Source organism: Trinickia dabaoshanensis (assembly GCF_002879885.1).
Classification (GTDB): Bacteria; Pseudomonadota; Gammaproteobacteria; order Burkholderiales; family Burkholderiaceae; genus Trinickia; species Trinickia dabaoshanensis.
In genome coordinates, this window is record NZ_PNYA01000014.1 from 1 (window position 1) to 25,173 (window position 25,173).

A 25,173-nucleotide genomic window follows, 5' to 3' on the forward strand; every position below is an offset into this window, starting at 1 on the left:
TACTCGTCCCGATGCTCTCGCACCATGCGCACAGCACGCTCGCGGACTTCAGCAGAAAACTTGTTCGACTTGTTCATGGCTCCATTCTCTCAAGAGTTGGAGCCTCCACCAAGTCCGGGGCGGTTCACAGGGGCCCATGTTCGAATGGGTAGCTATGGCGACTCGGAACAATCCTCTGCCCTGCTCATTTCGTTGATAAAGGCCGAGGTAAAGCGCGCCACGTGCAGCCTCCTGTGGTCGTGGGAAGTCGACGGCGAACGCCTGCCTCAGGAAGGGGACATCGAAATTGTTCTGGACTTCAGCAGTCGCCCCGTTCTCCTTCTACAGACGACGAAGGTAGAGATAGCCCCTTTCTCGAACGTCTCTAGCGAGTTCGCGGCGGCCGAAGGAGAAGGTGACCTTTCGCTCGAATACTGGCGCGCGGAGCACTGGAAATTCTTTGGCAGGGAGTGTCAGCGCATAGGCCGGCAGCCCGCAGCAACGATGCCGCTCGTTTGCGAAACGTTCCGTTTGATGGCCGATTTGGGCTAAGCGCTCGATTCGGCTGTTGCCGGCCTTTATGCAGTCGTTTTTTGTGATACTTCCAAGGGCCGCTCGTGGCTGATTCCGGAAGACCGAGCTCACCGATGATCGCGCGTCCAATTTCTAGAGCCACCCCGAAGCGGTCACCGGAGCAAATCATTGGTAAGAGACCGCTCGCGATCAATAGCGGCCGTTTCGCGCATGTCCGGGGACCAGGAATCGCCTCGAACATGCTCCTCATGGCCCAACGCCTTTGCGAGCTTCCCTCGATCGAGCTCGCCTTCCCACGCCGAAACCACGATCGTCGCTACGCCATTGCCCACGATGTTGGTCAACGCCCTGCATTCGGACATGAAGCGATCGATGCCGAGGATCAGCACCATCGCGCTGACGGGAACGGTCGGCACCACGGAAAGGCTCGCAGCGAGCGTGATGAAGCCCGCACCCGTCACGCCCGTCGATCCCTTCGAGGTCAGCATTGTGACAAGCAATAGCGTGAGTTGCTGCGCAAACGACAAATGTGTGTTGGTCGCCTGTGCGAGAAACAGCACGGCGAGGGTCATGTAGATGTTAGTGCCATCGAGATTGAACGAGTAACCGGTCGGAACGACGAGCCCCACCACGCCACGCGGGCAACCCAGGCGTTCGAGCTTGTCCATCAGTTGCGGCAACGCCGCCTCGGACGTCGATGTACCTAGCACGATCAGCAATTCGTCACGGATATAAGCAAGAAAGCGCCAAAGACTGAACCCGCACAGACGCGCGACGATGCCGAGCACGACAGCCACGAACACGAATGCGGTGAAATAGAACGTGCCGATCAGCTTCAGCATCGGCAGCAGCGAAGCGATGCCGTAACGGCCTATCGTGAAAGCCATCGCCCCGAAGGCGCCGATCGGCGCGAGACTCGTGACCATCCGCACGATGCGAAAGAATGTTTTGGACAAGGTTTCGATCATCTGCGTGACGGGTGCGGCGGGCTCGCCCATTAATGCGAGCGCAGTGCCGAACAGCATCGCGATCAGCAGCACCGGCAGGATATCGCCCTGAACCAGCGCGCCGGCAAACGTGTCGGGTATCACATGCGCGATGAATCCGGCGATGCCGTCGCCGTGCGTCGCCTGCGCCGCATAGCCCGAAACGGCGCGCGCATCGAGCGTCGCTGGATCGACATTGAAGCCCTTGCCAGGTGCAAGCACATGCGCGGCAAGCAGTCCCATCGCCAGCGCGAGCGTGGATGCAACCTCGAAATAGAGCAGCGCCTTGCCGCCGACGCGGCCGACTTTACTCATGTCCTGCATGCCCGCGATACCCGTCACGACCGTGCAAAATATCACCGGGCCAATGATCATCCGTACGAGCTTGATGAACAGATCGCCAAGTGGCTTCAATGCAACCGCCGCGTGCGGCGCGAAATGGCCGAGCAGCACGCCGGCGACAATGGCTGCAAGCACCTGCACATAGAGAATTCTGTAAAACGGTTTGCGCTTCATGTGTCTCCTCCATTTTCGAGGCAAAGGGATGCCTTTCCCTTCTTCGGTCGGAAGGGAATCGGCCCTACTACACGACGGAACCCGCCGCGTCGCGCGGCGGTTCGGCGCTTACATCGCTTGCGCCCAGGGATGCCGCGCGAAATGCGCCTGTTCGAAGGCTTCGATTGCGCAGAGGGAGTCGAGCGTCAGATCGACGGTATCGATGCCTTCGATCACCATGCGCTTGTGGCGCGCGCCAAGCGGATATGCGTATTGCTGGTCCGATGCGGACTTCACCGTCTGCTGTTCGAGATCAATCGAGATCGATGTGCCGGGCGTTGCGATCGCCTCGCGGGTCAACGCATCGACGGCATCGCGATCCAGTTGTACGAGCAGCAAGCCGTTGTTCATCGCGTTGGAATAGAAAATTTCCGCGAAGCTCGGCGCGATCACCGCCTGAAATCCGTATTGTTGCAAGCCCCAGACCGCGTGCTCGCGGCTCGATCCGCAGCCGAAATTCGCGCCGCCGATCAGAATTCGAGCGTTCGCGTAACCGCTCTGGTTCAGCACGCAGTCAGCGCGGGGTGTGCCTCGCCCGTCGAAGCGCAGGTCGTACAGCAGACCGTCGGCGAGACCCGCCTTGTCGATAATGCGCAGGAACTGCTTCGGCATAATCTGGTCGGTGTCGAGGTTGTCGATCGGCAACGGAGCGGCGCTGCCTTGGATGGTGGTAAGCCTGGTCACGATGTGGATGCCTCCAGCGTGCGGACATCGGTGATGCAGCCGGCCATCGCGGCAGCCGCCGCCATGGCCGGACTCATCAGATGCGTGCGGCCGCCGCGTCCCTGGCGGCCTTCGAAATTGCGGTTGGTGGTGGACGCGCAGCGTTCGCCGGCTTCGAGCACGTCGTCGTTCATCGCGAGACACATCGAGCAGCCGGGCTCCCGCCATTCGAAGCCCGCATCGATCAGCGTCTTCGCTGTGCCTTCCAGTTCGGCGGCACGGCGCACGCTGCCCGAACCCGGCACGACCATCGCGCGCACGCCTGGCGCGACGCGCTTGCCGCGCACGATCGCGGCCGCCGCGCGCAAGTCTTCGATGCGCCCGTTGGTGCACGAGCCGATGAACACACGGTCGATACGCGTGCCGGCAATCAGCCGGTTGGGCGTGAGTCCCATGTAGTCGAGCGCGCGGCGCAGCGAGGCCGCAGCTTCCGGTGTCGGTTGCGCGGTTTCGTCGGGAATCGGCTGATCGATGGCGACAGCCTGATCGGGACTCGTGCCCCAGGTGACGAACGGCGCGATGTCCCGAGCATCGAAGCGGTGTTCGGCGTCGAAGTGCGCGCTTGGGTCGGAACGCAAGTCGCGCCAGTCTTCGAGCGCAGCTTCCCAGGCTGCTCCGTCGAGTGAAGACGCGTGGGCGCGCACGTAGTCGAACGTGGTCGCGTCAGGTGCGATCAGCGCAGCGCGCGCGCCCGCTTCGACCGTCATGTTGCACAAGGTCATGCGCGCCTCGGCCGACAACGATTCGATCGTTGAACCGGCGAATTCCACGGCATAACCGCGCGCGCCTTGCGCGCCGATCCTGCTGATGATCCAGATGACGACGTCTTTCGACGACGTGCCGTACGGCAATGCGCCATCGATCGTGATGCGCATGGTGCACGCAAGTCGATACACAAGCGTTTGCGTCGCGAGCACGTGCTCGACTTCCGACGTGCCGATGCCGAAGCCCAATGCGCCGAGCGCGCCGTATGTGGTGGTGTGGCTGTCGCCGCACAGCACGACCATGCCGGGGCGAATCAGCCCGAGTTCCGGCGCGACGATATGTTCGATGCCTTGCAGCGGATCGTCCGCGGCAAAGAGCCGGATGCCCGCGCGTTCGCAATTGCGCGCCAGATTCTGCGCCTGCAATAGCGACGCCGCATCGCGAATCACGCGCGGCGACTCCGCATGCGTGGGAATGATGTGGCTCACGACGGCGAGCTGCTGACGCGGACGGCGCACGACGCGGCCACGCGCACCGAGTGCGCTGAACGCTTGCGGGCTGGTGTACTCGTTCATCAGATGCAGATCGGCGTACAGGAGCACGTTTTGTTCGTCGATACGCGCGACGGTGTGTGAATCGACGAGCTTCTGGTAAAAGGTTCGGTTGGACATCGGCTCACTCGCTGAGAAAAGGTAGCACGCGTTCAAGCAACAACCCCGGGGCCTCTTCGGGGATGTAGTGGCCGCAAGGCAGCGCTTCGCCCTGCACGTTCGACGCATATGCCTGCCACTCGGCGAGCGGCTTGAAGCATTGCTCGATCACGCCTTGCGCGCCCCACAACGCCATGAACGGGCAGACGATGCGCTGCTGTGAAGCGAGCGTCGCGCGGTCGTGCTCAAGGTCGATCGCGACGCTCGCGCGATAGTCCTCGCAGATGCCATGCGCCGTTTCGGGATCGGACAGGCAACGCAGATATTCTGCGTAAGCGTCGGCCGTGAACGGTGCAAGGCCGGCGCTGCGCGCGCCGATCGTCTGTTTGAGATAGAGATCGGGATCCGCACGGATCAGCGTCTCCGGAAACGGCGCGGGACGCACCAGCATGAACCAGTGCCAATAGGCGCGCGCGAAGTCGAATGAAGTCTGCTCGTACATCGCGAGTGTCGGCGCGACATCCAGCGTCACGAGGCGCGTCACCGCATGCGGATGATCGAGCGCCATGCGCACCGCGACCCGCCCGCCCCGATCATGGCCGATCACCGCGAAGGTTGCATGCCCAAGGCGGCGCATCAGTTCGATCTGATCGAGCGCCATGCGGCGCTTCGCGTAGTTCGCGTGATCGGCAGTGCCCGGCGGCTTGCCGCTATCGCCGTAGCCGCGCAAATCGGCGGCGATCACCGTGAAATGCTCCGCCAGCGCGGGCGCGACCTTGTGCCAGATCACATGCGTTTGCGGATGCCCGTGCAGGAGCAGGAGCGCGGGACCGCGCCCGCCCCGAATAGCGTGAATGCGTACCTCGTCGACAGTCGCCGACACGTGACGGAAGCCTTCAAACATGCTTGTCTCCTGAACTTGCTTCGAGTCTAATTGATGAATCGTGCGATTTGGTTTCCTGAAATGCATTCCAGTCGTAACTTTTAGGAATGAATAACGAAGAACCGGAGCATCGAAAAATGGATGGTTTCTCGGACTTGAATCTGTTCGCGCTCGTGGCGCGGCATCGAAATCTGGCGGCTACCGCGCGCGAACTGGGCGTGACACCGCCCGCGATAAGCAAGCGGCTTGCGCAACTTGAACGGCGCCTCGGCGTGCGCCTGATGAACCGCACGACGCGGCGTCTGAGCCTCACGCCGGAAGGCGAGCTATATCTGTCGAACGGCTCACGCATTCTCGACGAGTTGTCGGAACTGGAGCACCTCGTCACCCAAAGCCGCGGCGAGCCGACGGGACTGCTGCGCGTGAATGCGTCGTTTGGATTTGGCCGCGCGCGCATTGCGCCGGCGGTGTCGGAATTCGTCGCACGTTATCCGGCGATGAAGATTCTGCTGCATCTGACTGACCGCCCGATGAGTCTTCAGGACGAGGGCTTCGATCTCGGTATTCGCTTCGGCGCGGTGCCGGATGCGCGCATCAACGCGCGGCTGCTGCTCGAAAACAGGCGTCTGGTGTGCGCGTCACCCGGCTATGTGGCGCGGCATGGCGTGCCTTCGGTGCCGCACGATCTGACACGGCATGCGTGCATCGTATTGCGCGAGAACGAGTCGGCGTACGGCACGTGGCATTTTTCCCGTGGCAAGCGCGCGGAGACTGTCAAGGTGGATGGCGCATTGTCGAGCAACGACGGTAGCGTCGTGCTGCATTGGGCGCTCGAAGGGCGCGGGATTGTCGTGCGATCGCAGTGGGAGATCGAGGGGCACCTAGCGAGCGGCGAACTCGTTTCGTTGCTCCCGGACTGGGCATTGCCGGACGCCGATATCCACGCGATCTATCTGGAGCGCAACCAGCTTTCGGTCAAGCTCAGGACATTTGTTGACTTCCTGGGCGAGTATTTGCGCAGGCCAGCGAACCTTGTCTGACACGCCATCGTTGTGAGCAACGAACCGGGCTCACACGTGGCGAATCTAACGTTGGGGGGCCGTTTTCGAAGGTTGACGGGACATCCGAACGGCGCCTTAGGGCTGGCATCGAACGACGCTTGATGGCGCGCAGTGCGCCCTTCGATTCAGTCATAGTACGACAATGCGACCAAAGCGGCCCCATGCCCGCGCGTACGACGCCAGTTCACGAAAGCGCACGCGTCTTGCAAAGCCTCGAATAAGTCTGGACAGCGCCTCCTGAAACTGATGACAGCACCAAGCTCTATGTAATATCCCCGCTAAAACGATTTCTGGACCAAGCACATGCCAATCGAATCAGAGCGCTTAATCTTGCGACCTTGGAAAGAAGCCGACAGGCAGCCCTTCGCGGATATGTCAGCTGACAAAGACGTTATGCAGTATCTGCTGCCGCTTACGCCACATGACGCGTATCACACATGGATCGACCGCCAAATCGAGAACCACGAAAGGCGCGGCATGTGCTTCTGGGCGGTCGAGGCCAAACAAGATGGTGCGTTTGTCGGCGCCGTCGGACTACTCCCCGTCACTTATGAAGCCCATTTCACGCCGGCAGTGGAAGTCGGCTGGCGTATTGCACGGCCCTTCTGGGGCCTAGGCTACGCCCCCGAAGCTGCCGCAGCCGCAATCCGCTTCGGCTTCGAGTCGCTTCAGTTGCCCGAGATTGTGTCCAACGCGGGCGTAGCCAATGAGAAATCCATGCGGGTCATGGCGAAGCTCGGAATGCTACGCGACCTAGACGGCGATTTCGACCATCCGCTGGTCCCCGAAGGAAATCCACTGCGCCGCCAAGTTCTGTACCGGCTTACGCGGAGCCGATGGCTCGCACAGTCTGCGGCTCCCGGCGTTTGAGGTTCAGTCGCCCCTTACGGCGTCGTCATTCACGCGTGTTCGTCGCCACGCACGACGTAAGCGGTTCGGCAACTCACCTTGAGGTCGCTGAAGCGCTTGCTAGTATCGTGTCGACTTAACGAACAAGCAGACACCTACGCGTTAGAACTGCGGCGCCTATCGCAAACCCCAAACCCGCACGTCAATGCGTTCCCCCGAACAATCGAATCACGACACCACGCAGCCATCGGTTGCCCGCCTCCTGGTGATACCGCGCATGCCAATGCTGTCGTACCGCGAAGCCGTCGACCGGGATCGGGCATGCATGAACCGTCAGATCGTTCGCCTGAGCCAATGTCTGGCCGATATGACGAGGCAGTGTCGTGATCAGGTCGGTCGTCTGAATGATCGCACCCAAACCTAAAAAACCCGGCAACTCCAGCACCGTGTCTCGCTCGATGCGCGCCTGCCGCAACGCTTGTTCGAGGAGTTGCGCTCCTGTTCCTGCGGTAATGGCGACATGTCCTTCCGAACGATACTGCTTTGCCCCGAGGCGGCCGCGAATCCTCGGATGATGCCGGTTGGCCAGGCATACCCAGTCCTGGTCGTACAGCTTCTGCTGATAAATCCCTCCACCCAGCCACGGCACATAGCCGATCGCAAGATCGGCCTCGCCGGATTCCAGCGCGCGCTCCGTATTGCCGTCGATCCGCGCAACTTCCAGACGGACGCCGGGCGCCTGCGCCCGGACATGGGCCAGTAGCCGCGGAAGCAAGGTGATGTGGCTCGCGTCGGTCATGCAGATGCGAAAACGGCGCTGGGCCGTCGCAGGATCGAACGCGATCTCCCATGCCGCGAAGCGCCGCAAAGATTCGAGAATTTCCCGGCATGGCCCGATCAACGCGTCGGCTTGCGGGGTCGGCGCCATGCCGCCGGGTGTCCGGATGAAGAGCGGATCGTGCAGATAATCCCGCAAGTGTCCGAGCCAGATACTGACCGTCGGCTGGCTCTGGCCCAATTGCTCGGCGACGCGCGTGACGCTGCGCACGTCGTACAGGAGATCGAAAAGCTGAAGCAGCTTCAGGTCGGGCAGATCGGCGGGCATCATGGCGTTATTGTCCATCGCAATGATGCCATTGTATCCATTGCATTGCCGGCATGACCGGCGACTCCTATCGTGATGCCATACGTCAAGGAGAAGCCATTGAAAATAGCGATTCTGGGGGCGGGCGCACTGGGCTGTGCGATCGGCGCCACCCTCACCCAAGGCGGCCATGAGACCTGGCTGATCGACCGCTCTGCCGCGCACGTCGATGCGATGCGCCGCGACGGCCTGCGCGTCGACGACGCGAGCGGCACCCGCCTCGTCCGCGTCCAAGCCACGACTCGGCCCGCCGACGTCGGCATAGCCGATCTGGTGGTGGTGCTGGTCAAATCATTCCACACCGATGCGGCCATCCGCGGCGCCCAATCGCTGGTGGGGCCGGATACCGCGGTGCTGTCGCTCCAAAACGGCCTCGGACATGAAGACATCCTCGTCGATGCCGTCGGCCGCGAGCGCGTACTCGCGGGCAAAACCTACGTCGGCGGCGTGCTGCGCGGCGCGGGCCATATCGAATCCGGCATCACCGGCAAGTACACCTATATCGGCGAGCTCGACGGCCGCATCACGCCGCGCGTGCAGGCGATCGCCGCCGCGTTCGATGCCGCCGGCCTCGCCACGACGATCAGCGACAACATCGTCGGCACGATGTGGGACAAGCTGCTGGTGAATGTCGCGACGGGCGCGCTGACGGGCCTTACCGGCCTCACCTACGGGCAGCTTTACGATGAGCCGCTGCTGAAGGCGACGTCGCTCGCGGCCGTGGCCGAGGCGATCGCGGCGGCGCAGGCGGCCGGCGTCAAGCTGTCGATGACCGATCCCGAACAAGCATGGACGCTCGCCGCCGAGGGTCTGCCCACGAGCTTCAAAACGTCGATGCTGCAAAGCCTGGAGAAAGGCTCGGTCACCGAAATCGACTTCATCAACGGTTCGGTCGTGCGCTGGGGGAAACGCTACGGCGTGCCGACCCCGATCAATGCAACGCTCGTCGCTTGCATCAAGGGGCTCGAGCGTGCGATGGCCGACCGCCAGCGCGAGGAGGCCGCCGCATGAGCGTCCCGAAAGCCTATCTCGAACATGTCGCGATCTGGGTGAAGGACATCCGGTGGCACATCCGCTTCTTCGAGGACGTGCTCGGCATGACCCTACGCGAAGTGGACGGCACGCTCGACGCACCGAGGCAGTACTGGACACTCGGCGGCTTGCAGTTCATCCATGCGCCGGAATACGACGGCCCGGAAGGCCGGCTCGCCCATCTCGGCGTGATGTGCGAAGACCTGGAAGCCGCGCTAACCGCGGCACGGCGATTCGGCGTGACGGAGATGCCCCAAGGGCGGAACTGGCTTCGCCTGCCCGACGGGCTTGCCGTCGAACTGATCCAGGCCAGACCGGCTTCTTGCGTCGCGCAGGCGCTGGCACTCAATCCGCGCGCGGAGGCATGACCATGACGATCATCGAAAAATACTGGGACGACGCCCACGAGGGCGACACGTGCACGAGCCCGAGTTACACCGTGACGCGTGAGCGCATTCTCGCGTACGCCGACCTCACCGGCGACCATACGCCCGTTCACGTGGACGAGGAATACGCAAACGCGAGCCATTTCGGGTGCCTCGTCGCGCACGGGCTGTTCGGCTTGTCGATCGCCGACGGCCTGAAAACACAGAGCGACTATCGCTTTCTGCCGGGTATGTCGCTCGGCTGGACCTGGGATTTTCTGCTGCCGATCAAGGTCGGCGACGTGCTTCACGTCGAGTTTCGCGTCGGCTCGATGCGGGCCAGCAAGAGTCGCCCGGGTTGGGGCATCGTCGTGCTGCCGTCGGAGCTGATCAATCAGGACGGTCAGGTCGTTCAACACGGCGAGCATCGACTGATGGTGCCGCGCCGCCCGGAGGCCATGTAATGCAGGCTCGTCCACTCGAAGGCATTCGCGTAGTCGACTACAGTCACTTCCTTGCCGGTCCGTATGTCGGGCGTTGTCTCGCGGCGCTCGGCGCCGAAGTGATCAAGGTCGAGCGCCCCGGGTCGGGCGACGCCGGACGCCAGCACGCGACCGTGCTCGACGATCAGCAAAGCGGCTACTTCCTGCAGCTCAACATGGGCAAGCGCGGCGTGAGCGTCAACATGAAAGACGCGCGCGGCAAGGCGTTCATGCAGCGGCTGTGCGACTCTGCCGACGTCTTCATCGAGAACTATCGTCCCGGCTCGCTCGATAAGCTCGGACTCGGCTACGCCGAATTGTCGGCGCGCAATCCACGCCTCGTCTACTGTTCGATTTCGGCGTACGGGCATACCGGTCCCGATGCGCATCGCGCAGGCTTCGGGCTGATCGCGGAAGCCAAGAGCGGAATCATGCAGATGGTGGGCACACCGGGCGAACGGCCACCGCTGCTGCGCATCTCGCTCGGCGACATGTACACCGGCATTCATGCGGTCGCGGCCATCAACGCCGCGCTGCTGGGGCGCGTGAAGAGCGGCCGCGGACAACACATCGACATGGCGCTGTACGACACGCTGGTATCGATGCACGAATACGCGGTGCAGTGCTACACGCTTCAGGGCGTGCTGCCTGAGCAAACGGGGCACGACATGCCCACCTCGACGCTCTACGGCGTATTTCGTGCCGCGGACGGCGATCTCGTGATCGCCGCGCAAGTCGACGACGCGTGGAAGCGCTTCGCCGGTCTGATCGCGACGCAGGGCGGTCCGGCGGATTTCGGCGCCGATACGCGGTTTCACGACAGCGTCGGGCGCAACGCGCACCGCGCGGAGATTCTGACGGTGGTCGAGCCGTGGGTGGCCGCGCGTTCCGTCACGTCGGTATTGGCACTGCTGGACGGTATCGACGTTCCCTGTGCGAAGGTGCAACGCATCGACGAAGTGTTGGACGATCCTCAGATCCGGGCCAGAGGCATGGTCGTCGAGCAACGGCATCCGCGCTACGGGACGCTGCGCCTGCCCAACCTGCCGTTCCGTTTTTCCGATTGCGACACGACGATTCGCGATGTCGCGCCCGATCTCGGACAGCACAACGCGGAGATTGCGCGTTCGCTCGGATTCGGTGCGGCCGAAATCGACGCAATGCAGGTAGACGGCGTTCTCTATTCAAAAGCGAGCCAACGATGACTGACCAATACGCGGTGATCGGCAATCCGATCGGGCACACGAAATCCCCCCTGATTCACGGCCTCTTCGCACAGGAGACTCGGCAAGACATCAGCTATACGGCCATCGAGGGGCCAACCGGGCCGGCAGGCGCTTTCGCTGCCTCGGTTCGAGCGTTTTTCGAGGGCGGCGGCAAGGGCATCAACGTCACCGCGCCGTTCAAGCTCGAGGCATTCGCGATGTCGGACGAATGCAGCGATCGTGCGCAGCTTGCGGGCGCGGTCAACGCGCTCAAGTTCGACGGCGGCCGCATCTTTGCGGACAACTTCGACGGCATCGGGCTGGTTCGCGATATCGAAGCGAATCTCAATCTCCCGATGGCCGGCAAGCGGGTACTGATGCTCGGTGCGGGCGGCGCGGCACGCGGCGCGCTTTTGCCGTTCCTCGAAGCCCGGCCGGCTGAACTCGTCATCGCGAATCGCGACGTCGACAAGGCCCGCACATTGGCCGCGCAGGTTGCCGGACGCGGTTCGCTCTTGGCGTGCGGGTACGCGGAACTCGCACGGATGGGCCGTTTCGACCTGGTCGTCAACGCGACATCGGCCAGCCTGACCGGCGACCTTCCGCCCGTCCCGCCGAGCGTGTTCAGTCCCAAGGGAGCCGCCTATGAACTGGCCTATGGCAAGCGTCTGACGCCGTTCCTCCGGCTCGCCAAAAACGCGGGCGTACACGGAATGGCGGATGGCGTCGGCATGCTGGTCGAACAGGCCGCCGAAGCGTTCGCATGGTGGCGCGGCGTACGCCCCGAGACCGGTTCGGTGATCGATAGGCTGGCGGTACCGTTCGATTGAACGCGCTCCGGCCGCGCGAGCACCGCTAAGCGTGCTCGATCATGTCCACGATCGTATCGACGAACGTTTTGACGACCGCGGGCAAGCGCCGGTCGCGCATCGTCGTCACTTGCAGCGTGCGCTGGCTGAAGAGCGGTTCGTCGATGGGCCGAGACACGAGTGCGCTCTCGCCCGACAGCCCTTTGAGCGCGACCGAACTGCCTAGCGTAATAGCGCCCGTCAACGCGGCGAAGGCGTGCAGCGCCGCCGAGTTGTTGCTGCTCATGACCGGCTCGATCCGGACGCCGCGCGTCGAGCAGCACAGATCGAACAACTGCCGCACGGTGGTGCCGCGCTCGAGCAGCGCCACGGGATACGCTTGCAGATCGGCCAGCGTGAGCGACGCGCGCGACGCCAGCGGATGGTCCGCGCCAAGCAGCGCGCAGACCGGCATGACGCTCGAATGCACGACATTCAACGCGGACGTATTGCCGCTGCCGCTTGAGCCGCTCGAGAACGCTAGCCCGACATCCATCTCGCCCACCGTGATCCAATGCTCGACTTGCGAGGGCGTGCCCGAGCGCAACGCATAGCGTGCGTTGGGCGCCGCTTCACGATGGCGGGCCAGCACGGCGGGAAGGAACGAGCGCGTGAAACCCTCCGTGCAGGCGACACGCACGAGCGTCCCGCCGCGCGCCTCGCTTGCCGATATTTCGCCCAGCACCGCGTCGGCGTCGAGCAACGTCCGTCGCGCGTGCTCGGCGAGCAGCTCGCCCGCCTCGGTCAACACCATGCCGCGCGGCAATCGCTCGAACAGCGGCGCGCCCACGTCCTCCTCGAGCTTGCCGATCTGACGGCTAATGGCCGACACGGCCACGTGCAGGTTTTCCGATGCGGCGGCCAGGGAGCCGGAGCGGGCCACCTCGACGAAGTAACGCAGTGCGATGCCGTGCAGCATGTGCCGCTCCTGTGACGTGGGCGTGGTTGCATTGCCTTTTCGGCAAGCCTAATCGACAAAATTGAAATTGTTGCGAATTTTTGGCCTCCCTACCCTGGCTTAACGACTCGAAGGGAGGTGCCATGACTGCCTGTCCGTCCATCGAACCGTCTCGCACGGAGGCGATCGAGCGCGCGTTCGCGCTCTACGATTCCGGCCGTTTGCTAGAGGATCTGCAGCGGCGGGTGGGGTTTCGCACCGAAAGCCAGAACCCGGAACGGGCGGCGGCCTTGCGGGCCTATCTCGCCGACGAGATCGGCCCAACGCTGGCTCGCCTCGGCTTCGCTTGCCGTATCGTGGCCAATCCCGTTGCCCCGCGCGCCCCATTTCTCATCGCCGAGCGACTCGAGGATCCCGCGCTGCCGACTGTGCTGACCTACGGCCACGGCGATGTCGTGCGCGGCTATGACGATCAGTGGCGCGATGGCCTGGCGCCGTGGCGGATCACGATCGAAGGCGACCGTTGGTACGGCCGCGGCAGCGCCGACAACAAAGGACAGCACTCGATCAACTTTGCCGCGCTCGAAGCGGTGCTGCAGGCTCGCCGAGGCACACTCGGCTACAACGTGAAGGTCATTTTCGAAATGGGCGAGGAAATCGGCTCGCCCGGCCTCGCCGAAATCTGCGCGCGCGAGCGTGAAGCCCTCGCGTCGGACGTGTTCATTGCATCCGACGGCCCGCGGGTCAGCGCGGAACGCCCAACGGTTTTCCTCGGCTCGCGCGGCGGCGTGAACTTCGATCTGACCGTCGATCTGCGCGAAGGCGCTCATCATTCCGGCAACTGGGGCGGCGCCCTGCGCAATCCCGCGATCGTGCTCGCGCATGCGATCGCGAGCCTCGTCGATAGTCGAGGCGCGATCGTCGTCGACGGATTGCGCCCCCCGCCCATCAGCGATGCCGTACGCCGCGCGCTGGCCGACATCGAATTGGGCGGCGACCCGAGCGCACCGGCGATCGATCCCGGCTGGGGCGAGCCGGGCCTTTCGCCGGCCGAGCGCGTCATCGGATGGAACACGCTGGAAGTACTGGCATTCAAGGCCGGTAATCCGGAGGCCCCCGTCAACGCTATTCCGCCGCGCGCCCGTGCGACTTGCCAGTTGCGTCATGTGGTCGGCACCGACAGTGCCAATGTGGCGCAATACCTGATCGAGCACTTCGCGAGGCAGGCCCTGTCCGATGTCCAGGTGTCGATCCAGAGCCATGCCGCCGCCACGCGGCTGGACCCGGAAGACCCCTGGGTTACGTGGGCGCTCGCCTCGATCGGCACCACCACCGGCAAAAAGCCCGCGCTGCTGCCGAACCTCGGCGGAACCGTGCCGAACGACGTCTTCGCCGAAACGCTCGGCCTGCCCACGCTCTGGGTCCCGCATTCTTATCCCGCGTGCTCGCAGCACGCGCCGAACGAACACACGTTGGGCTCGCTCGCGCGCGAAGCACTCGGCACCATGGCCGGCCTCTGGTGGGATCTCGGCGACGATGCGCACCGTATCGCACGCCTGCGAGCGTCGCGCGCACCGTCGGCGGTCATCGAATAAAGGGCAGCGCACACGCCCAGCGTCCGGAGTGCCGCACGTTGCGGCATCTCTTTCGTCACCGCGAGCCACCGATCGAGGGTCGCCATGAAGCACAGCCAGTCTCTATCCTTGCCGGAACGCCAGCCGTTGAGTTTGTTCCAGATCGTCGTCGCGACATCGGCCGGCAACGCGCTCGAATGGTTCGACATCGCGATCTACGGTTTCTTCGCCGTCTACATCGGCAAGCATTTCTTCCCGACAGCCAATCCGAGCGCGTCGCTGCTGCTCACGTTCGGCACGTTCGGGGCGTCCTATCTCGTTCGCCCCATCGGCGGCATCGTGCTGGGTGCCTATGCGGACAGGCGCGGGCGCAAGGCAGCGTTGATGATGTCGGTCGGGTTGATGATGCTTGGTACCGCGATCGTCGCCCTGATTCCCGCCTATGAGACGATCGGGCTGGCCGCCCCATTGGGTGTCTTCGCCGCACGGCTGATTCAGGGATTCTCGGCAGGCGGCGAGTTCGGCGCGTCCACGGCGATGCTGATCGAGCACGCACCGCATCGCCGCGGCTTTCTCGCCAGTTGGCAGTTCGCGACGCAAGGCCTGTCGATTTTGATGGCAGCCATGTTCGGCTTCGCCCTCGCCCGGTTACTGCCGCATGCGGCGCTCGACGCTTGGGGGTGGCGGGTGCCGTTCTTCTTCGGATTGCTGATCGGGCCGCTCGGGCTGTACCTGCGGCGCTTTCTCGAAGATGCGCCCGATTTCACCGAAGCCGCGCGAACCGAGACTCCGGTCCGCGACGTGTTCGCCACACAAAAGCGGATGGTGCTCGCGGCAGCCGGCGCCCTGGCCATCTCGACCTCGGTCAACTACCTGCTGCAATACGTGCCGACGTATGCGATCCGCGAACTCCATTTGCCGGCCTCGACGAGCTTCGCCGCCACGATCGTGGGCGGCGTCATTTTGACTTGCGTCACCCCACTGGCCGGGTACCTGTCGGATCGAATCGGACGGCTGATTCAAATGACGACGGTAGCCGTGTTGTTCGTCGTCACCGCGTATCCCGCGTTCTCTTACACCGTCGATCATCTGTCGAAGCTCACGCTCTTTGCACTCGTCGCGTGGCTCGCACTGCTCAAGGCGATTTATTTCGGCGCGTTGCCGGCGTTGATGTCCGAGATGTTTCCGGCCGCGACCCGCTCGACCGGCATGTCGGTGGCCTACAACATCGGCGTGACCGTGTTCGGCGGGTTCACGCCCGCCGTGGTGACCTGGCTCATCAGTGCGACGGCGAACCGCAGCGCACCGAGCTTCTACGTCATGGTGACGGCGATGATCAGCCTCGCCGCGCTGGCATCGGTGAGTCGCGTGCAGCGCGTGAAGACGGACCGGCCGGCGGTAGCGTAACGGCGTCGTGCCGGTTCGTTGGCCGTGGCTGCGCGAATTCGATCAACTCAAAGCAGCCACAGGGCCAACGCGTAGATAACGAGCGACACCGCGAACGTCACAGCCGTATAGCCCATGACGCGCTGGATCTTGATGCCCGCGATGGCGACGACAGGCACTGCCCAGAACGGCTGCAGCATATTCGACACGTTCTCGGCCATGGCCACGCCCATCGCCGTGTGCGGCAGCGATGCATGCAGGCTCAGCGCCGCGGGCAATACAAAGGGGCCTTGCACCGCCCAATGGCCACCCGCGCTCGGAATCAGCAGCGTGATGATGAGCGAGCTCAAGTAGCTCCACAGCGGCAGCGAGGCGGGCGTCGCGATCGTGACGAAGCGCTCGGCGATCGTCGATGCCAAGCCCGTACCGATCATGATGCCCATGATCCCGCCGTAGATCGGATATTGCAGCAGCATGGAGCCGGTCTGGCGTGCCGCCCGGCGAATGGCATCGGCATAGGCGATCGGCGAGCGTTGCAGCGCGAGGCCGATGAGCAGGAAGAGCAGGATCGTCGTGTCGATGTCGAGCTCGAACCCTTTCTTGTACCAGGTGGTCGCAAGGTAGCCGCAGCCCAGCGCCAGCAGCACGAGCGTGCCGAGCACGGAACGTTCGGCGCGTGCCGCGAACGAGGCGGACGGTGCGTTGCGCGCGTGCGAGTCGGGCTCCGCGGCGTCCTCGGGGGCCGCGTGCGAAAAGGCGACGACGTCTTCGGGCTTCGGATGCATGCGCACGAAAATGAACGCCATGACCACCACGACGAGTACGCTCGGCACGTAGACGAACGGAGCGAAGATGGTCTGTGTGAGGCCGATCACCTGCCCCGTCGCCTTTTCGACAAGATTGAGCGCGTTGCCATGCGAAGCCTGCGACAGCGCGATCGAGCTCGACAGGCCGCTGTTGCAGATCGACCAGGCCGAGTAGCTGCCGGCCACGAGCCAGGCGAAGTCCACCTTCACGCGCCGGGCGATTTCGCGCGCGAGCAGCGCGCCCACCACGAGACCGAGGCCCCAGTTCAGCCAAGCGGCGAATCCGACCACAGGAAAAATCAGCATGGCGGCCCGCGCGGGCGTGCGCACGCCCGAGGCCACGGCGCGCAGCATCCGTTGCACGATCGGGGCATCGGCAATGGCGTAGCCGGTCGCGAGAATCAGGATCATCTGCAGCGCGAAGGCGAGGATCTTAAAGGTGCCGCCGTACCACGAATCGAGGATCGTTTCGAACGAATGCTTCGGCGCAATGCCGAGAGCGAGAAGGACAACGACCAAGGTCAGTCCCAACGAAAGGACGAAGGGGTCAGGCATCAATCGCTCGAAGGCATAGACGAGCGCGGCAACGATGCCGCGCTGCGGCGCGACCGAAGGCGCCGAGTCGATTTTGACTGTGGTTGGTTTCATGTCTCCTACCGCTTATGTTCGATGTCCGAACGATGAGTCGCTTATCGGCCAATGAATGTAGGACAGCGGCCGCCGCTGCGTCAATCCGGTGCCATGAAATTGCGTGCGGTGATCGAACGCGTTCGGACCATCGCTTGACGATGCATGCCCGAGACACGGCCCCAACAATCGAGCTGAGTTTCAATGCGCCGGAGGCTCCTCGTCTATCGATCGATGAAATGTGTGACACTGCGTGTCTGAGCCCCCTTATCCCAAGGCACGCTTATGTCCGACCAAGGTCGTTTGCCGCCGCTGCAGATGCTGTCGGTGTTCGAGTCCGCGGCGCGGCTCGCGAGCTTCACGGCTGCCGCGCGCGAGCTCGGCTCGACTCAGCCGGCCGTGAGCCAACGCATCGTGCAACTCGAAGCGGAACTCGGCACGCCGCTCTTCGAGCGAGGGCATCGCGGCGTGACGCTCACGACGGACGGCCGGCGTCTTTACGAAGCCGTGCGCCAAAGCATGGCAACCATACGCGATGCGGTTTCGGAAATACGCGCGGCCCGTGCCAAGGGCGCCTTGACGATCTTGACCGATGCCGGCTTCGCTACGTATTGGCTCGTGCCGCGACTTATGGATTTGAGGCGGCATTTGCCCGATGTCAACGTGAAGGTCGTGACATCGCAACTCGCATTCGACCCGCGCCGGGATCATGCGGACGTGGCCATCGCATTCGGCGACGGAGATTGGGCGCCTTGCACCGCCACGCGCTTGTTTCCCGAGGAAGTCGTTCCCGTCTGCTCGCCGCAATTTCGCGCGGCGCATTCCCAAATCGCCGAGCCGGCCGATTTGTATGCGGCGCACTTGTTGCACGTGCAGCCCACCGAACCGGAGCGTTGGCTAGGTTGGAACGGTTGGTTCGGGGCGCACGGCCTCAGCGCGCCGCCCGATCATCACGGTTCGACGTTCAACAGCTATGCGCTCGTGATGAACGCGGCGTTGACCCATCAGGGCGTTGCGCTCGGCTGGCTGCCGCTCGTCGACGAACTCATCGCGAGCGGACAGTTGGTGGCGTTGTTCGAGGAGCCCGTCAGCACGGCCCGCGGTTATTTTCTGGTTTGCCCGCCCGCGCGGCCGGAGACGCCCGCCGCGCCGGCTTTCCGCCGCTGGCTCTTTTCGGCGTGCGCGCCGGGGGTCTCGACAGCGATGCCCTGAGCGATCGAACGCTAGCCGCCGCCGCGAAACGACTCATTGCTTGCGGCGCCGAACCCATTCGGCGAACGCTTCGTCCTCGCAGCTCCAGATTCCGGGTATCGGCAAGTATCATCGAGAACGAGAAGTATCAAAACCGATGATACATTTTGATACCGACACGTACCGCCGGGCCGCTCCACGCGAGCCCTCTCAAAGCGCCTCGATCAAATCGCGCCGCTTCGTGCGGCAATAGGCCGTGCAAGCAATATGGGCCGCATTCGCGGCCGCGTTGACCATTGCATTGGCATTGGCCGGCTTGCAGACGGACACCACGATCGGCGGCGGCACCGGCTTGAGCGGCAATTCGACGAACTCGCCCGTGCGTAGCTCGTCCGTCACGAAAAGGCTCGGGATACAGGCCACGCCGTAACCGTCGCGCACGAGCTGCACGATCGCCGCCACGGACGGCGAGCAGGTCACCCGTGTTTGTTCGGGACGCATGTTCTCTTGACGCGCGAGCGTCAGCACGATGCTTTGCAAGGCGACTTGAGGGGCCGTGCCGCGCCCGAAGGTCAAGATCGGACGTTGCAGCACCCGCGAGGCGAGGCCCGCGGTACGCCGCGACAGCAGACCGCGCTTCGCGATCCAGCGCACGGGATAACTCGCGATCGCGCTGGAGGCGATCTTGGTGCTGTCGATTCCCTCGACGCGGATGACCAAATCGAGTTCTCCCGCCAGCAATCGCTGCTGCAGCACGGCGCTCGAATCGACCGTCAGATCGACATCGAGTTGCGGGAATTTCGTATTGAGGTGCGTGACGTAGTGCGCCAGCCAGGAATGCACGAGCGTCTCGATCACGCCCAAGCGCAACTTGCCGCCCACGACCACTTCCTGTCCCGCAGCCTCACGCAGCGCGCGCGCCGCGTCCACGAGGTTGCGCGCGAGCCCGAGCAGGCTTTCGCCCGCCGGGGTCAGACGAAATTGGGTCGTGGATCGATCGACGAGTTCGGTGCGCAACTCGTCCTCGAGCGATTTGATTCGTAACGAAATCGTCGCCGGCGTGGCATGCAGCACGCGCGCCGTGGCGCGAAAACTCTCCAGCTCCGCCAAGGTCACGAACGTTTCGACGAATCGCGTATTCATCGCCTAGCGGGCGAGGCCCTCTCTTCGGTCACGCGAAACACTTGCATCGCTTCGCCGAGTTGTTGGGCCTGCTCGTTCAGCGACATCGCCGCCGCCGCGGCTTGCTCCACCAGGGCCGCGTTTTGCTGCGTCGCGCCGTCCATCTGCGAGATGGCGCGATTGACCTCGTCGATGCCGATGCTCTGCTGGCTTGAAGCCGTGGCGATTTCGCCGACGATCGTCGTCACGCGCTTGACCGCCGCGACGATGCCTTCCATCGCCCCGCCCGCGCTTTCCGCGAGCGCCGCCCCGCTTTCGACTTGCGCGATCGACGTATCGACGAGCACACGGATCTCCTTCGCGGCCGCCGCGCTGCGCTGGGCCAAACTGCGCACCTCGCTCGCGACCACGGCGAAACCCCGGCCGTGCTCGCCCGCGCGCGCAGCCTCGACCGCCGCGTTCAGCGCAAGGATATTGGTTTGGAACGCGATGCTGTCGATCACCGACGTGATGTCCGCCACCTTTTTCGAACTCTCGGCGATGGCCCTGACCTTGCTGACGACATCGCCGACCACACCGCCACCGCGCTCGGCCTCCGACGAGGCGCTCGCCGCCACCTCGGTTGCCCGCGATGCGTTTTCCGCGTTTTGCTTGACCGTCGAGGTCAGCTCGTCCATTGCGGCTGCCGTTTCCTCGAGCGAAGCGGCCTGCTGCTCCGTGCGGCTCGACAGATCTCCGTTGCCAGTGGCGATCTCGGCCGCCGCGCCGCGAATCGTCTCGGCCGCCGACTTCACGCGCGATACCGTGCCCGCGAGCGTGTCCCGCGTATAAGCGATGGCGGACACGATGCTGTCGTCGTCGCCATGGGCTACTTCGATGTGCCCCGTCAAATCGCCCGACGCGATTTGACGCGCCAGTTCGGCGGCCTTAGCGGGCTCCCCGCCCACCGAGCGGCGCACGCTCTTGATCGCAAGCGAGGTCAACAGCGAAAGCGCCGCGCCCAAGACGATCAGGACTGCGAAGGACATGCCGAGCGTGTGATAGAAGGCCGCTTGAATATCGTCCTGGTAGACCCCCGCGATGAAATCCCAATTCCACGGCTTGTAGCGTTTGACGAAACCAAGCTTCGAACTAGGTTCGGTTTCGCCCGGCTTCGGCCACCAGTATTCGACGTAACCCATGCCACTCGGCGAAGCCCCGGCCGCCGCGATGTCTCTATAGAGCAGATTGCCTTTCGAATCCTTCCATTGCGACATGTCCTTGCCGTCGAGCTTCGGCGCCATCGGATGCATGACCACCACCGAATCCGCGCCGACGACGGTCACGTACCCATTGCCGCTATAGCGAAGATCGGCGATGCGCGCGAGTGCTTGCTGCTTCGCGGCATCGGCGGCGATCTTGCCCGCCTGGGCATCGCGATCGAGACCGGAGGCGATCGAATAGGCCATCTCGGTCACGTCGGCGAGTGCATGCTTGCGCTCCTTCAACTGCATGTCGCGCATCTGCATGGCATGCCAGACGGTCAGCGTCAGCAATCCGACCCAAGTCAGGAGCAGCGGAATCCAAAGTTTTTGTCGTAGGGATAGGCGAGACATGATGTTTTCTTTATTCAGACGAAATGGGCTATTCGCATCGTGGGCATCACGCGGCGGACGCCACTCGCTGCCCTCCTGCATAACGGCATCCATACGCGAATGTTAAGTGAACCAAAAAGCCCCAGCCTCCACTTCGATGCATCGATTCGATCGCTAAGCGCGGTATCTGTCAATCCGGTCGCGAGCCGAGCGGGGCATGCTCATCGCGCCGAATCCCTTGTCCGGTCTCGATCAGCGCGCTTTATCAAACCGCCTCACCGACGTCGATTCCGGGAAAACCCGCATGAAAGCGTTAAGAGAAACTTGACAGCGGTGCGCGGAATAACTTGCTGGCTTGTCATTTGATTCAAACCTAATCTGCTCACCAAGCCATCGTCATCGAGGAATGTCGTTATGCCGTACCGATTCCGCCAACGCGTTCGCCATAAGGACTTCAAAGGTCCGACCGCCGGCCAATGCGGCGAATACGCCCAGGCCAATCTCGTCATCGTTCCAAGCGCCTATGCCGAGGATTTCCTGCGGTTTTGCATTAGGAATCCCAAAGCTTGTCCGCTGCTGGGCGTGGGCGAGCGAGGACAATGGAACGTGCCGGCGCTCGGCCAAGACATCGATCTGCGCACCGACGTGCCGGGCTACAACGTTTATCGCGACGGCGAATTGCAAGCGCAGCCCGACGACATCCTCTCGCTCTGGAGCGACGACCTCGTCGCGTTCGCGATCGGCTGCTCGTTCTCTTTCGAGCAAATGCTGACCCATGAACATATCGGCCTGCGCCATGTGGAAGAAGGCGTCAACGTGCCGATGTATCGCACCGATATCGAGAACGCCCCGGCGGGACCGTTCGGCGGCCGACTCGTCGTGTCGATGCGGCCGATGACGGGCGCGCACGCGATTCGCGCCGTGCAGGTGACGAGCCGCTTTCCCTCCGTGCACGGCGCGCCGGTGCATTTGGGAAGCCCTCGCGCGATCGGCATCGCCGATCTCGGCCGTCCCGACTATGGCGACGCCGTTACCGTTCGCGAAGACGAAGTGCCCGTGTTCTGGGCATGCGGTGTGACGCCGCAAAGCGCGCTCGAAGCCGCGCGGCTGCCGTTCGCCATCGCCCATCGTCCAGGCCACATGCTCGTGACCGACATTCCCAACGCATCGCTCGCCGTCCTCTGACGCGACCTGTGCATTGAACGCTCGTGGTAGTGAGGAGATTCGAATGAATACCGAAGCACGTTATCCCGACCTGGAGAGCGCCGGCGACGCCGCAAAGAACGGCTCCGGCGGCCATGCCCTATTCGGCTGGTACGGCCACTTGCGCGCCAACGAACGCCGCGCATTCTGGAGTTGCAAAGCCGGCTACGCGCTCGACGCGATGGACACGCAGTTCCTCAGCTTCGTCATCCCCGCACTGATCGCGACGTGGGGATTGACTTCCGGCCAAGCGGGCCTCATCGGGACGGTGACATTGCTGATGTCGGCGCTCGGCGGATGGGTTGCCGGAATCCTGTCCGATCGAGTCGGACGCGTCCGCACGCTACAGATCACGATCGTTTGGTTCGCGGTGTTTACGCTTGCCTGCGCGTTCGCGCAGAACTTCACGCAGTTGCTCGTCGCGCGCGGCCTGATGGGGCTGGGCTTCGGCGGCGAATGGACGGCGGGCGCCGTCTTGATGGGCGAAGTGATCCGCGCCCGCGACCGCGGCAAGGCGGTCGGCATGGTGCAGGCCGGCTGGGCGATCGGCTGGGCGGTGTCCGCCGGACTCTATACGCTCGTATTCTCGCTATTGCCCGCGGAAAGCGCATGGCGCGTGCTGTTCGCGCTCGGCATCGCGCCCGCTCCGTTCGTCATCTTCATCCGCCGTCTCGTGGAAGAGCCCGAGGTGCACCGCCTCGCCAAAGCGCAAGAGCGCGATACGCAAGCCTCGCACTCGTTCATGGAAATATTCGGCGCCGATATGTGGTTCACGACGTTGCGCACGGCCTTGCTCGCCATGGGCGCACAAGGCGGCTATTACGCGATCACCACGTGGCTGCCGACCTACCTCAAGACCGAGCAACACCTGAGCGTCGTCGGCACCGGCGGCTATCTGGCCGTCATCATCGTCGGTTCGTACGCGGGCTATTTGTTCGGCGCATGGCTGTCCGACCGTGTGGGCCGCAAGCTCACGTTCATCGTCTACGCCCTGGCGTCGATGGTCATCGCGCTGGCTTACACGCATGTGACGCTCGACAACACACTCTTGCTGATCCTCGGTTTCCCGCTCGGCTTTTTCGCGTCGGGCATCTTCTCCGGGATGGGCGCGTTCATGTCGGAACTATTCCCCACCCGCATACGCGGCTCCGGCCAGGGCTTTTGCTACAACTTCGGCCGCGCCGTAGGCGCAGCCTTCCCGTTCCTCATCGGCTACGTTGCTCAGAAAATGACGCTCGGTGCCGCGATCGGCACCTTCGCCGCCTGCGCCTACGGCGTCGTCATCCTCGCCGCCCTCACGCTGCCCGAAACGCGCGGCGCGCAACTGAAGCACTGAGTTCGGATGCACGAAGGCGCAAAGACACGAAGCACCCCGGCTCGGCACTAGCCCTGATGCACCGACCCGACGCTATGCGCGCCGATCTGGCTGAACCGCAAGCGCGACGAGGCCAGATCGCCGACCAGTAAATCGGCGACGCTTTCGGCCGTCGCGGCGGATAGCGTCCAGCCCAAATGGCCGTGCCCCGTGTTGTAAAACACGTTGCGCCGCCTGCCTCTACCCACCTTCGGCAGCATGCTCGGCAACATGGGGCGCAGCCCGGCCCATGGCACGACGCGCGCCGTCGATATCTCGGGAAAATGCCCTCGTACCCACCGAACGAGCGGCTCGATGCGATCCGATCGAATATCGCGGTTCTCGCCGTTCAACTCGGCCGTACCGGCCACGCGGAACCGATCGGCGCCAAGCCGGCTCGTCACGATCTTCGCGCGATCGTCCAGCAAGCTGACCCACGGCGCCGCCTCCCGGCTCCTTGTGTCGTCGAGCGACACGGTGATCGAGTAGCCCTTGACGGGGTAGACGTTGACATGATCGCCCACGGCCGCCGCCAACGCGCGGCTTCCAACGCCTGCACACACGACGACGCGATCGAACGTTTCCGCTTCCATCCGCCCCTCGGTCAGCAAGCCGACCGAGACTTGGCCCTCGCCCGTTTCGTCGATCGATTGCACCGACGTGTCATAGCGAAAGCGCACGCCGAGCCGCTCGCAAGCTTGCGCCAAACCACGCGTGAATTTGTGAATATCGCCCGTGGAATCGGATTCGGTAAAGAAACCGCCGTAAAACTCGCCGCGCAGCGTAGGCTCGATTGCGCGAATCTCGTCGGGGGTCACCGTTCGACGCGCCAACCCGCCCTCGCGCAACAGCGCATTGACCTTCGAGGCCGCCTCGAATTCGCCTCGCGTCGCGTAGAAATGCAAAATGCCGCGTTGTTCGAGATCGAAGTCGATGGCCTCGCGCTTCGCAATCGAAAACAAATGCTCGCGCGCGGCAATCGCCAGCCGGACCGTTTCGATCGTGTTATCGCGGTAGTGCGGAATTTGCCGCAAGAATTCGCCGATCCAACTGTATTTGTGCCACGTGGGGCGCGGATTCATCAGAAGCGGCGCATCGCGCTTGAACATCCAGCGCAGGCCTTTGAGCACGGTCGCCCGGCTGTTCCATACTTCCGCATTGCTCGCCGAGAGCTGTCCGCCGTTGGCGAACGACGTTTCCATGGCGGCATAGCGATGGCGTTCGATGACGGTGACGTCGCAACCGCGACGGGCGAGCGCATAGGCAGTGGTGACGCCGGTGATACCGGCGCCGATGACGGCAATTCTTGACATGACATGGTCCAGAGTTCGTTGAGCATCGCCGGCCGATCTTCACCGGCGCCGATGCCCCATCTGTCCATGTACCTGAGAGTTTCGTCGCGATGCCCGCGACTCCCCTTCGGTGGGCGCTGAGCTA

23 protein-coding genes are annotated in these 25,173 nt (G+C 63.6%); 13 read left to right on the forward strand and 10 right to left on the reverse strand.

What is annotated here, in order from left to right; genetic code table 11:
- Positions 1–144: 144 nt before the first annotated feature.
- Positions 145–531 (forward strand): ASCH domain-containing protein, encoded by a 387-nt coding sequence (locus C0Z18_RS16235; protein ID WP_233217346.1) that lies wholly within the window; start codon positions 145–147, stop codon positions 529–531.
- A gap of 134 nt (positions 532–665) precedes the next feature.
- Here the strand turns inward: C0Z18_RS16235 and C0Z18_RS16240 are convergent, their stop codons facing one another.
- From C0Z18_RS16240 to C0Z18_RS16255, 4 genes are all read right to left on the reverse strand, one after another.
- Entirely contained in the window at positions 666–2,015 is a 1,350-nt protein-coding gene (locus C0Z18_RS16240; RefSeq protein ID WP_102646451.1) for a dicarboxylate/amino acid:cation symporter, read from the reverse strand.
- 108 nt (positions 2,016–2,123) lie between these two features.
- Positions 2,124–2,738, reverse strand: coding sequence for a 3-isopropylmalate dehydratase small subunit (leuD, locus tag C0Z18_RS16245; RefSeq protein ID WP_102646452.1), 615 nt, complete (start codon positions 2,736–2,738; stop codon positions 2,124–2,126).
- Positions 2,735–4,153, reverse strand: a complete 1,419-nt coding sequence (gene leuC, locus C0Z18_RS16250) for a 3-isopropylmalate dehydratase large subunit (RefSeq protein ID WP_102646453.1) — start codon at positions 4,151–4,153, stop codon at positions 2,735–2,737. The genes leuD and leuC overlap by 4 nt, the downstream gene beginning before the upstream one ends.
- A 4-nt stretch (positions 4,154–4,157) precedes the next feature.
- Entirely contained in the window at positions 4,158–5,036 is an 879-nt protein-coding gene (locus C0Z18_RS16255) for an alpha/beta fold hydrolase (protein ID WP_102646454.1), read from the reverse strand.
- A 116-nt stretch (positions 5,037–5,152) separates the two neighbouring features.
- Between C0Z18_RS16255 and C0Z18_RS16260 the strand changes: the two genes are divergently transcribed.
- Both C0Z18_RS16260 and C0Z18_RS16265 read left to right on the forward strand, forming a co-directional pair.
- Positions 5,153–6,055: a LysR family transcriptional regulator gene (locus C0Z18_RS16260; RefSeq protein WP_102646455.1), complete on the forward strand. Its 903-nt coding sequence runs from the start codon at positions 5,153–5,155 to the stop codon at positions 6,053–6,055.
- Positions 6,056–6,379: 324 nt separating this feature from the next.
- Positions 6,380–6,946, forward strand: coding sequence for a GNAT family N-acetyltransferase (locus C0Z18_RS16265; protein WP_102646456.1), 567 nt, complete (start codon positions 6,380–6,382; stop codon positions 6,944–6,946).
- A 181-nt stretch (positions 6,947–7,127) separates the two neighbouring features.
- Here the strand turns inward: C0Z18_RS16265 and C0Z18_RS16270 are convergent, their stop codons facing one another.
- Positions 7,128–8,048 (reverse strand): LysR family transcriptional regulator, encoded by a 921-nt coding sequence (locus C0Z18_RS16270; protein ID WP_102646457.1) that lies wholly within the window; start codon positions 8,046–8,048, stop codon positions 7,128–7,130.
- Between the two features lie 81 nt (positions 8,049–8,129).
- Between C0Z18_RS16270 and C0Z18_RS16275 the strand changes: the two genes are divergently transcribed.
- Genes C0Z18_RS16275 through aroE form a run of 5 tightly spaced genes read left to right on the forward strand, consistent with a single transcriptional unit; the run spans position 8,130 to position 11,983 of the window.
- Entirely contained in the window at positions 8,130–9,080 is a 951-nt protein-coding gene (locus tag C0Z18_RS16275; protein ID WP_102646569.1) for a ketopantoate reductase family protein, read from the forward strand.
- Entirely contained in the window at positions 9,077–9,469 is a 393-nt protein-coding gene (locus C0Z18_RS16280; RefSeq protein ID WP_102646458.1) for a VOC family protein, read from the forward strand. The genes C0Z18_RS16275 and C0Z18_RS16280 overlap by 4 nt, the downstream gene beginning before the upstream one ends.
- A 2-nt stretch (positions 9,470–9,471) precedes the next feature.
- Positions 9,472–9,930: a MaoC family dehydratase gene (locus tag C0Z18_RS16285; protein ID WP_102646459.1), complete on the forward strand. Its 459-nt coding sequence runs from the start codon at positions 9,472–9,474 to the stop codon at positions 9,928–9,930.
- On the forward strand, positions 9,930–11,153 hold the full coding sequence (locus tag C0Z18_RS16290) for a CaiB/BaiF CoA transferase family protein (protein WP_102646460.1): 1,224 nt from the start codon (positions 9,930–9,932) through the stop codon (positions 11,151–11,153). The genes C0Z18_RS16285 and C0Z18_RS16290 overlap by 1 nt, the downstream gene beginning before the upstream one ends.
- Positions 11,150–11,983 (forward strand): shikimate dehydrogenase, encoded by an 834-nt coding sequence (aroE, locus tag C0Z18_RS16295; RefSeq protein ID WP_102646461.1) that lies wholly within the window; start codon positions 11,150–11,152, stop codon positions 11,981–11,983. Before C0Z18_RS16290 ends, aroE begins: the two co-directional genes overlap by 4 nt.
- 25 nt (positions 11,984–12,008) lie before the next feature.
- Here the strand turns inward: aroE and C0Z18_RS16300 are convergent, their stop codons facing one another.
- Positions 12,009–12,920 carry a LysR family transcriptional regulator gene (locus tag C0Z18_RS16300; RefSeq protein WP_102646462.1) on the reverse strand — a complete coding sequence of 304 codons (912 nt, stop codon included), beginning with the start codon at positions 12,918–12,920 and terminating at the stop codon, positions 12,009–12,011.
- A 122-nt stretch (positions 12,921–13,042) separates the two neighbouring features.
- Here C0Z18_RS16300 and C0Z18_RS16305 point away from each other — a divergent pair, with 122 nt between their 5' ends.
- Entirely contained in the window at positions 13,043–14,494 is a 1,452-nt protein-coding gene (locus tag C0Z18_RS16305) for a M20 family metallopeptidase (RefSeq protein WP_102646463.1), read from the forward strand.
- Between the two features lie 84 nt (positions 14,495–14,578).
- Positions 14,579–15,880 carry an MFS transporter gene (locus C0Z18_RS16310; RefSeq protein ID WP_102646464.1) on the forward strand — a complete coding sequence of 434 codons (1,302 nt, stop codon included), beginning with the start codon at positions 14,579–14,581 and terminating at the stop codon, positions 15,878–15,880.
- Between the two features lie 47 nt (positions 15,881–15,927).
- Here C0Z18_RS16310 and C0Z18_RS16315 read toward each other — a convergent pair whose 3' ends face one another.
- Complete coding sequence (locus C0Z18_RS16315; protein ID WP_102646465.1) at positions 15,928–17,313, reverse strand: TIGR00366 family protein; 1,386 nt, start codon at positions 17,311–17,313, stop codon at positions 15,928–15,930.
- A 264-nt stretch (positions 17,314–17,577) separates the two neighbouring features.
- Here C0Z18_RS16315 and C0Z18_RS16320 point away from each other — a divergent pair, with 264 nt between their 5' ends.
- Positions 17,578–18,504 carry a choline sulfate utilization transcriptional regulator gene (locus C0Z18_RS16320; protein ID WP_102646466.1) on the forward strand — a complete coding sequence of 309 codons (927 nt, stop codon included), beginning with the start codon at positions 17,578–17,580 and terminating at the stop codon, positions 18,502–18,504.
- A gap of 189 nt (positions 18,505–18,693) precedes the next feature.
- On the opposite strand, the gene C0Z18_RS16325 is transcribed toward C0Z18_RS16320, so the two are convergent.
- Both C0Z18_RS16325 and C0Z18_RS16330 read right to left on the reverse strand, forming a co-directional pair.
- A complete protein-coding gene (locus C0Z18_RS16325; RefSeq protein WP_102646467.1) occupies positions 18,694–19,626 on the reverse strand; it encodes a LysR family transcriptional regulator in 933 nt (310 codons plus the stop codon).
- On the reverse strand, positions 19,623–21,200 hold the full coding sequence (locus C0Z18_RS16330) for a methyl-accepting chemotaxis protein (protein WP_102646570.1): 1,578 nt from the start codon (positions 21,198–21,200) through the stop codon (positions 19,623–19,625). The genes C0Z18_RS16325 and C0Z18_RS16330 overlap by 4 nt, the downstream gene beginning before the upstream one ends.
- 393 nt (positions 21,201–21,593) lie before the next feature.
- On the opposite strand from C0Z18_RS16330, the gene C0Z18_RS16335 reads away from it, so the two are divergent.
- Entirely contained in the window at positions 21,594–22,364 is a 771-nt protein-coding gene (locus C0Z18_RS16335; protein ID WP_102646468.1) for a putative hydro-lyase, read from the forward strand.
- Positions 22,365–22,407: 43 nt separating this feature from the next.
- Entirely contained in the window at positions 22,408–23,718 is a 1,311-nt protein-coding gene (locus C0Z18_RS16340; RefSeq protein ID WP_102646469.1) for an MFS transporter, read from the forward strand.
- 47 nt (positions 23,719–23,765) lie between these two features.
- Here the strand turns inward: C0Z18_RS16340 and C0Z18_RS16345 are convergent, their stop codons facing one another.
- A complete protein-coding gene (locus C0Z18_RS16345) occupies positions 23,766–25,049 on the reverse strand; it encodes a D-amino acid dehydrogenase (protein ID WP_102646470.1) in 1,284 nt (427 codons plus the stop codon).
- Between the last annotated feature and the right edge of the window lie 124 nt (positions 25,050–25,173).

Coding starts and splice junctions, on each gene's coding strand:
- C0Z18_RS16235 (WP_233217346.1), top strand. CDS start 145: ATGGGTAGCTATGGCGACTCGGAACAATCCTCTGCCCTGCTCATTTCG.
- C0Z18_RS16240 (WP_102646451.1), bottom strand. CDS start 2,015: ATGAAGCGCAAACCGTTTTACAGAATTCTCTATGTGCAGGTGCTTGCA.
- leuC (WP_102646453.1), bottom strand. CDS start 4,153: ATGTCCAACCGAACCTTTTACCAGAAGCTCGTCGATTCACACACCGTC.
- C0Z18_RS16255 (WP_102646454.1), bottom strand. CDS start 5,036: ATGTTTGAAGGCTTCCGTCACGTGTCGGCGACTGTCGACGAGGTACGC.
- C0Z18_RS16260 (WP_102646455.1), top strand. CDS start 5,153: ATGGATGGTTTCTCGGACTTGAATCTGTTCGCGCTCGTGGCGCGGCAT.
- C0Z18_RS16265 (WP_102646456.1), top strand. CDS start 6,380: ATGCCAATCGAATCAGAGCGCTTAATCTTGCGACCTTGGAAAGAAGCC.
- C0Z18_RS16270 (WP_102646457.1), bottom strand. CDS start 8,048: ATGGACAATAACGCCATGATGCCCGCCGATCTGCCCGACCTGAAGCTG.
- C0Z18_RS16280 (WP_102646458.1), top strand. CDS start 9,077: ATGAGCGTCCCGAAAGCCTATCTCGAACATGTCGCGATCTGGGTGAAG.
- C0Z18_RS16285 (WP_102646459.1), top strand. CDS start 9,472: ATGACGATCATCGAAAAATACTGGGACGACGCCCACGAGGGCGACACG.
- C0Z18_RS16290 (WP_102646460.1), top strand. CDS start 9,930: ATGCAGGCTCGTCCACTCGAAGGCATTCGCGTAGTCGACTACAGTCAC.
- aroE (WP_102646461.1), top strand. CDS start 11,150: ATGACTGACCAATACGCGGTGATCGGCAATCCGATCGGGCACACGAAA.
- C0Z18_RS16300 (WP_102646462.1), bottom strand. CDS start 12,920: ATGCTGCACGGCATCGCACTGCGTTACTTCGTCGAGGTGGCCCGCTCC.
- C0Z18_RS16305 (WP_102646463.1), top strand. CDS start 13,043: ATGACTGCCTGTCCGTCCATCGAACCGTCTCGCACGGAGGCGATCGAG.
- C0Z18_RS16310 (WP_102646464.1), top strand. CDS start 14,579: ATGAAGCACAGCCAGTCTCTATCCTTGCCGGAACGCCAGCCGTTGAGT.
- C0Z18_RS16315 (WP_102646465.1), bottom strand. CDS start 17,313: ATGAAACCAACCACAGTCAAAATCGACTCGGCGCCTTCGGTCGCGCCG.
- C0Z18_RS16320 (WP_102646466.1), top strand. CDS start 17,578: ATGTCCGACCAAGGTCGTTTGCCGCCGCTGCAGATGCTGTCGGTGTTC.
- C0Z18_RS16325 (WP_102646467.1), bottom strand. CDS start 19,626: ATGAATACGCGATTCGTCGAAACGTTCGTGACCTTGGCGGAGCTGGAG.
- C0Z18_RS16330 (WP_102646570.1), bottom strand. CDS start 21,200: ATGTCTCGCCTATCCCTACGACAAAAACTTTGGATTCCGCTGCTCCTG.
- C0Z18_RS16335 (WP_102646468.1), top strand. CDS start 21,594: ATGCCGTACCGATTCCGCCAACGCGTTCGCCATAAGGACTTCAAAGGT.
- C0Z18_RS16340 (WP_102646469.1), top strand. CDS start 22,408: ATGAATACCGAAGCACGTTATCCCGACCTGGAGAGCGCCGGCGACGCC.
- C0Z18_RS16345 (WP_102646470.1), bottom strand. CDS start 25,049: ATGTCAAGAATTGCCGTCATCGGCGCCGGTATCACCGGCGTCACCACT.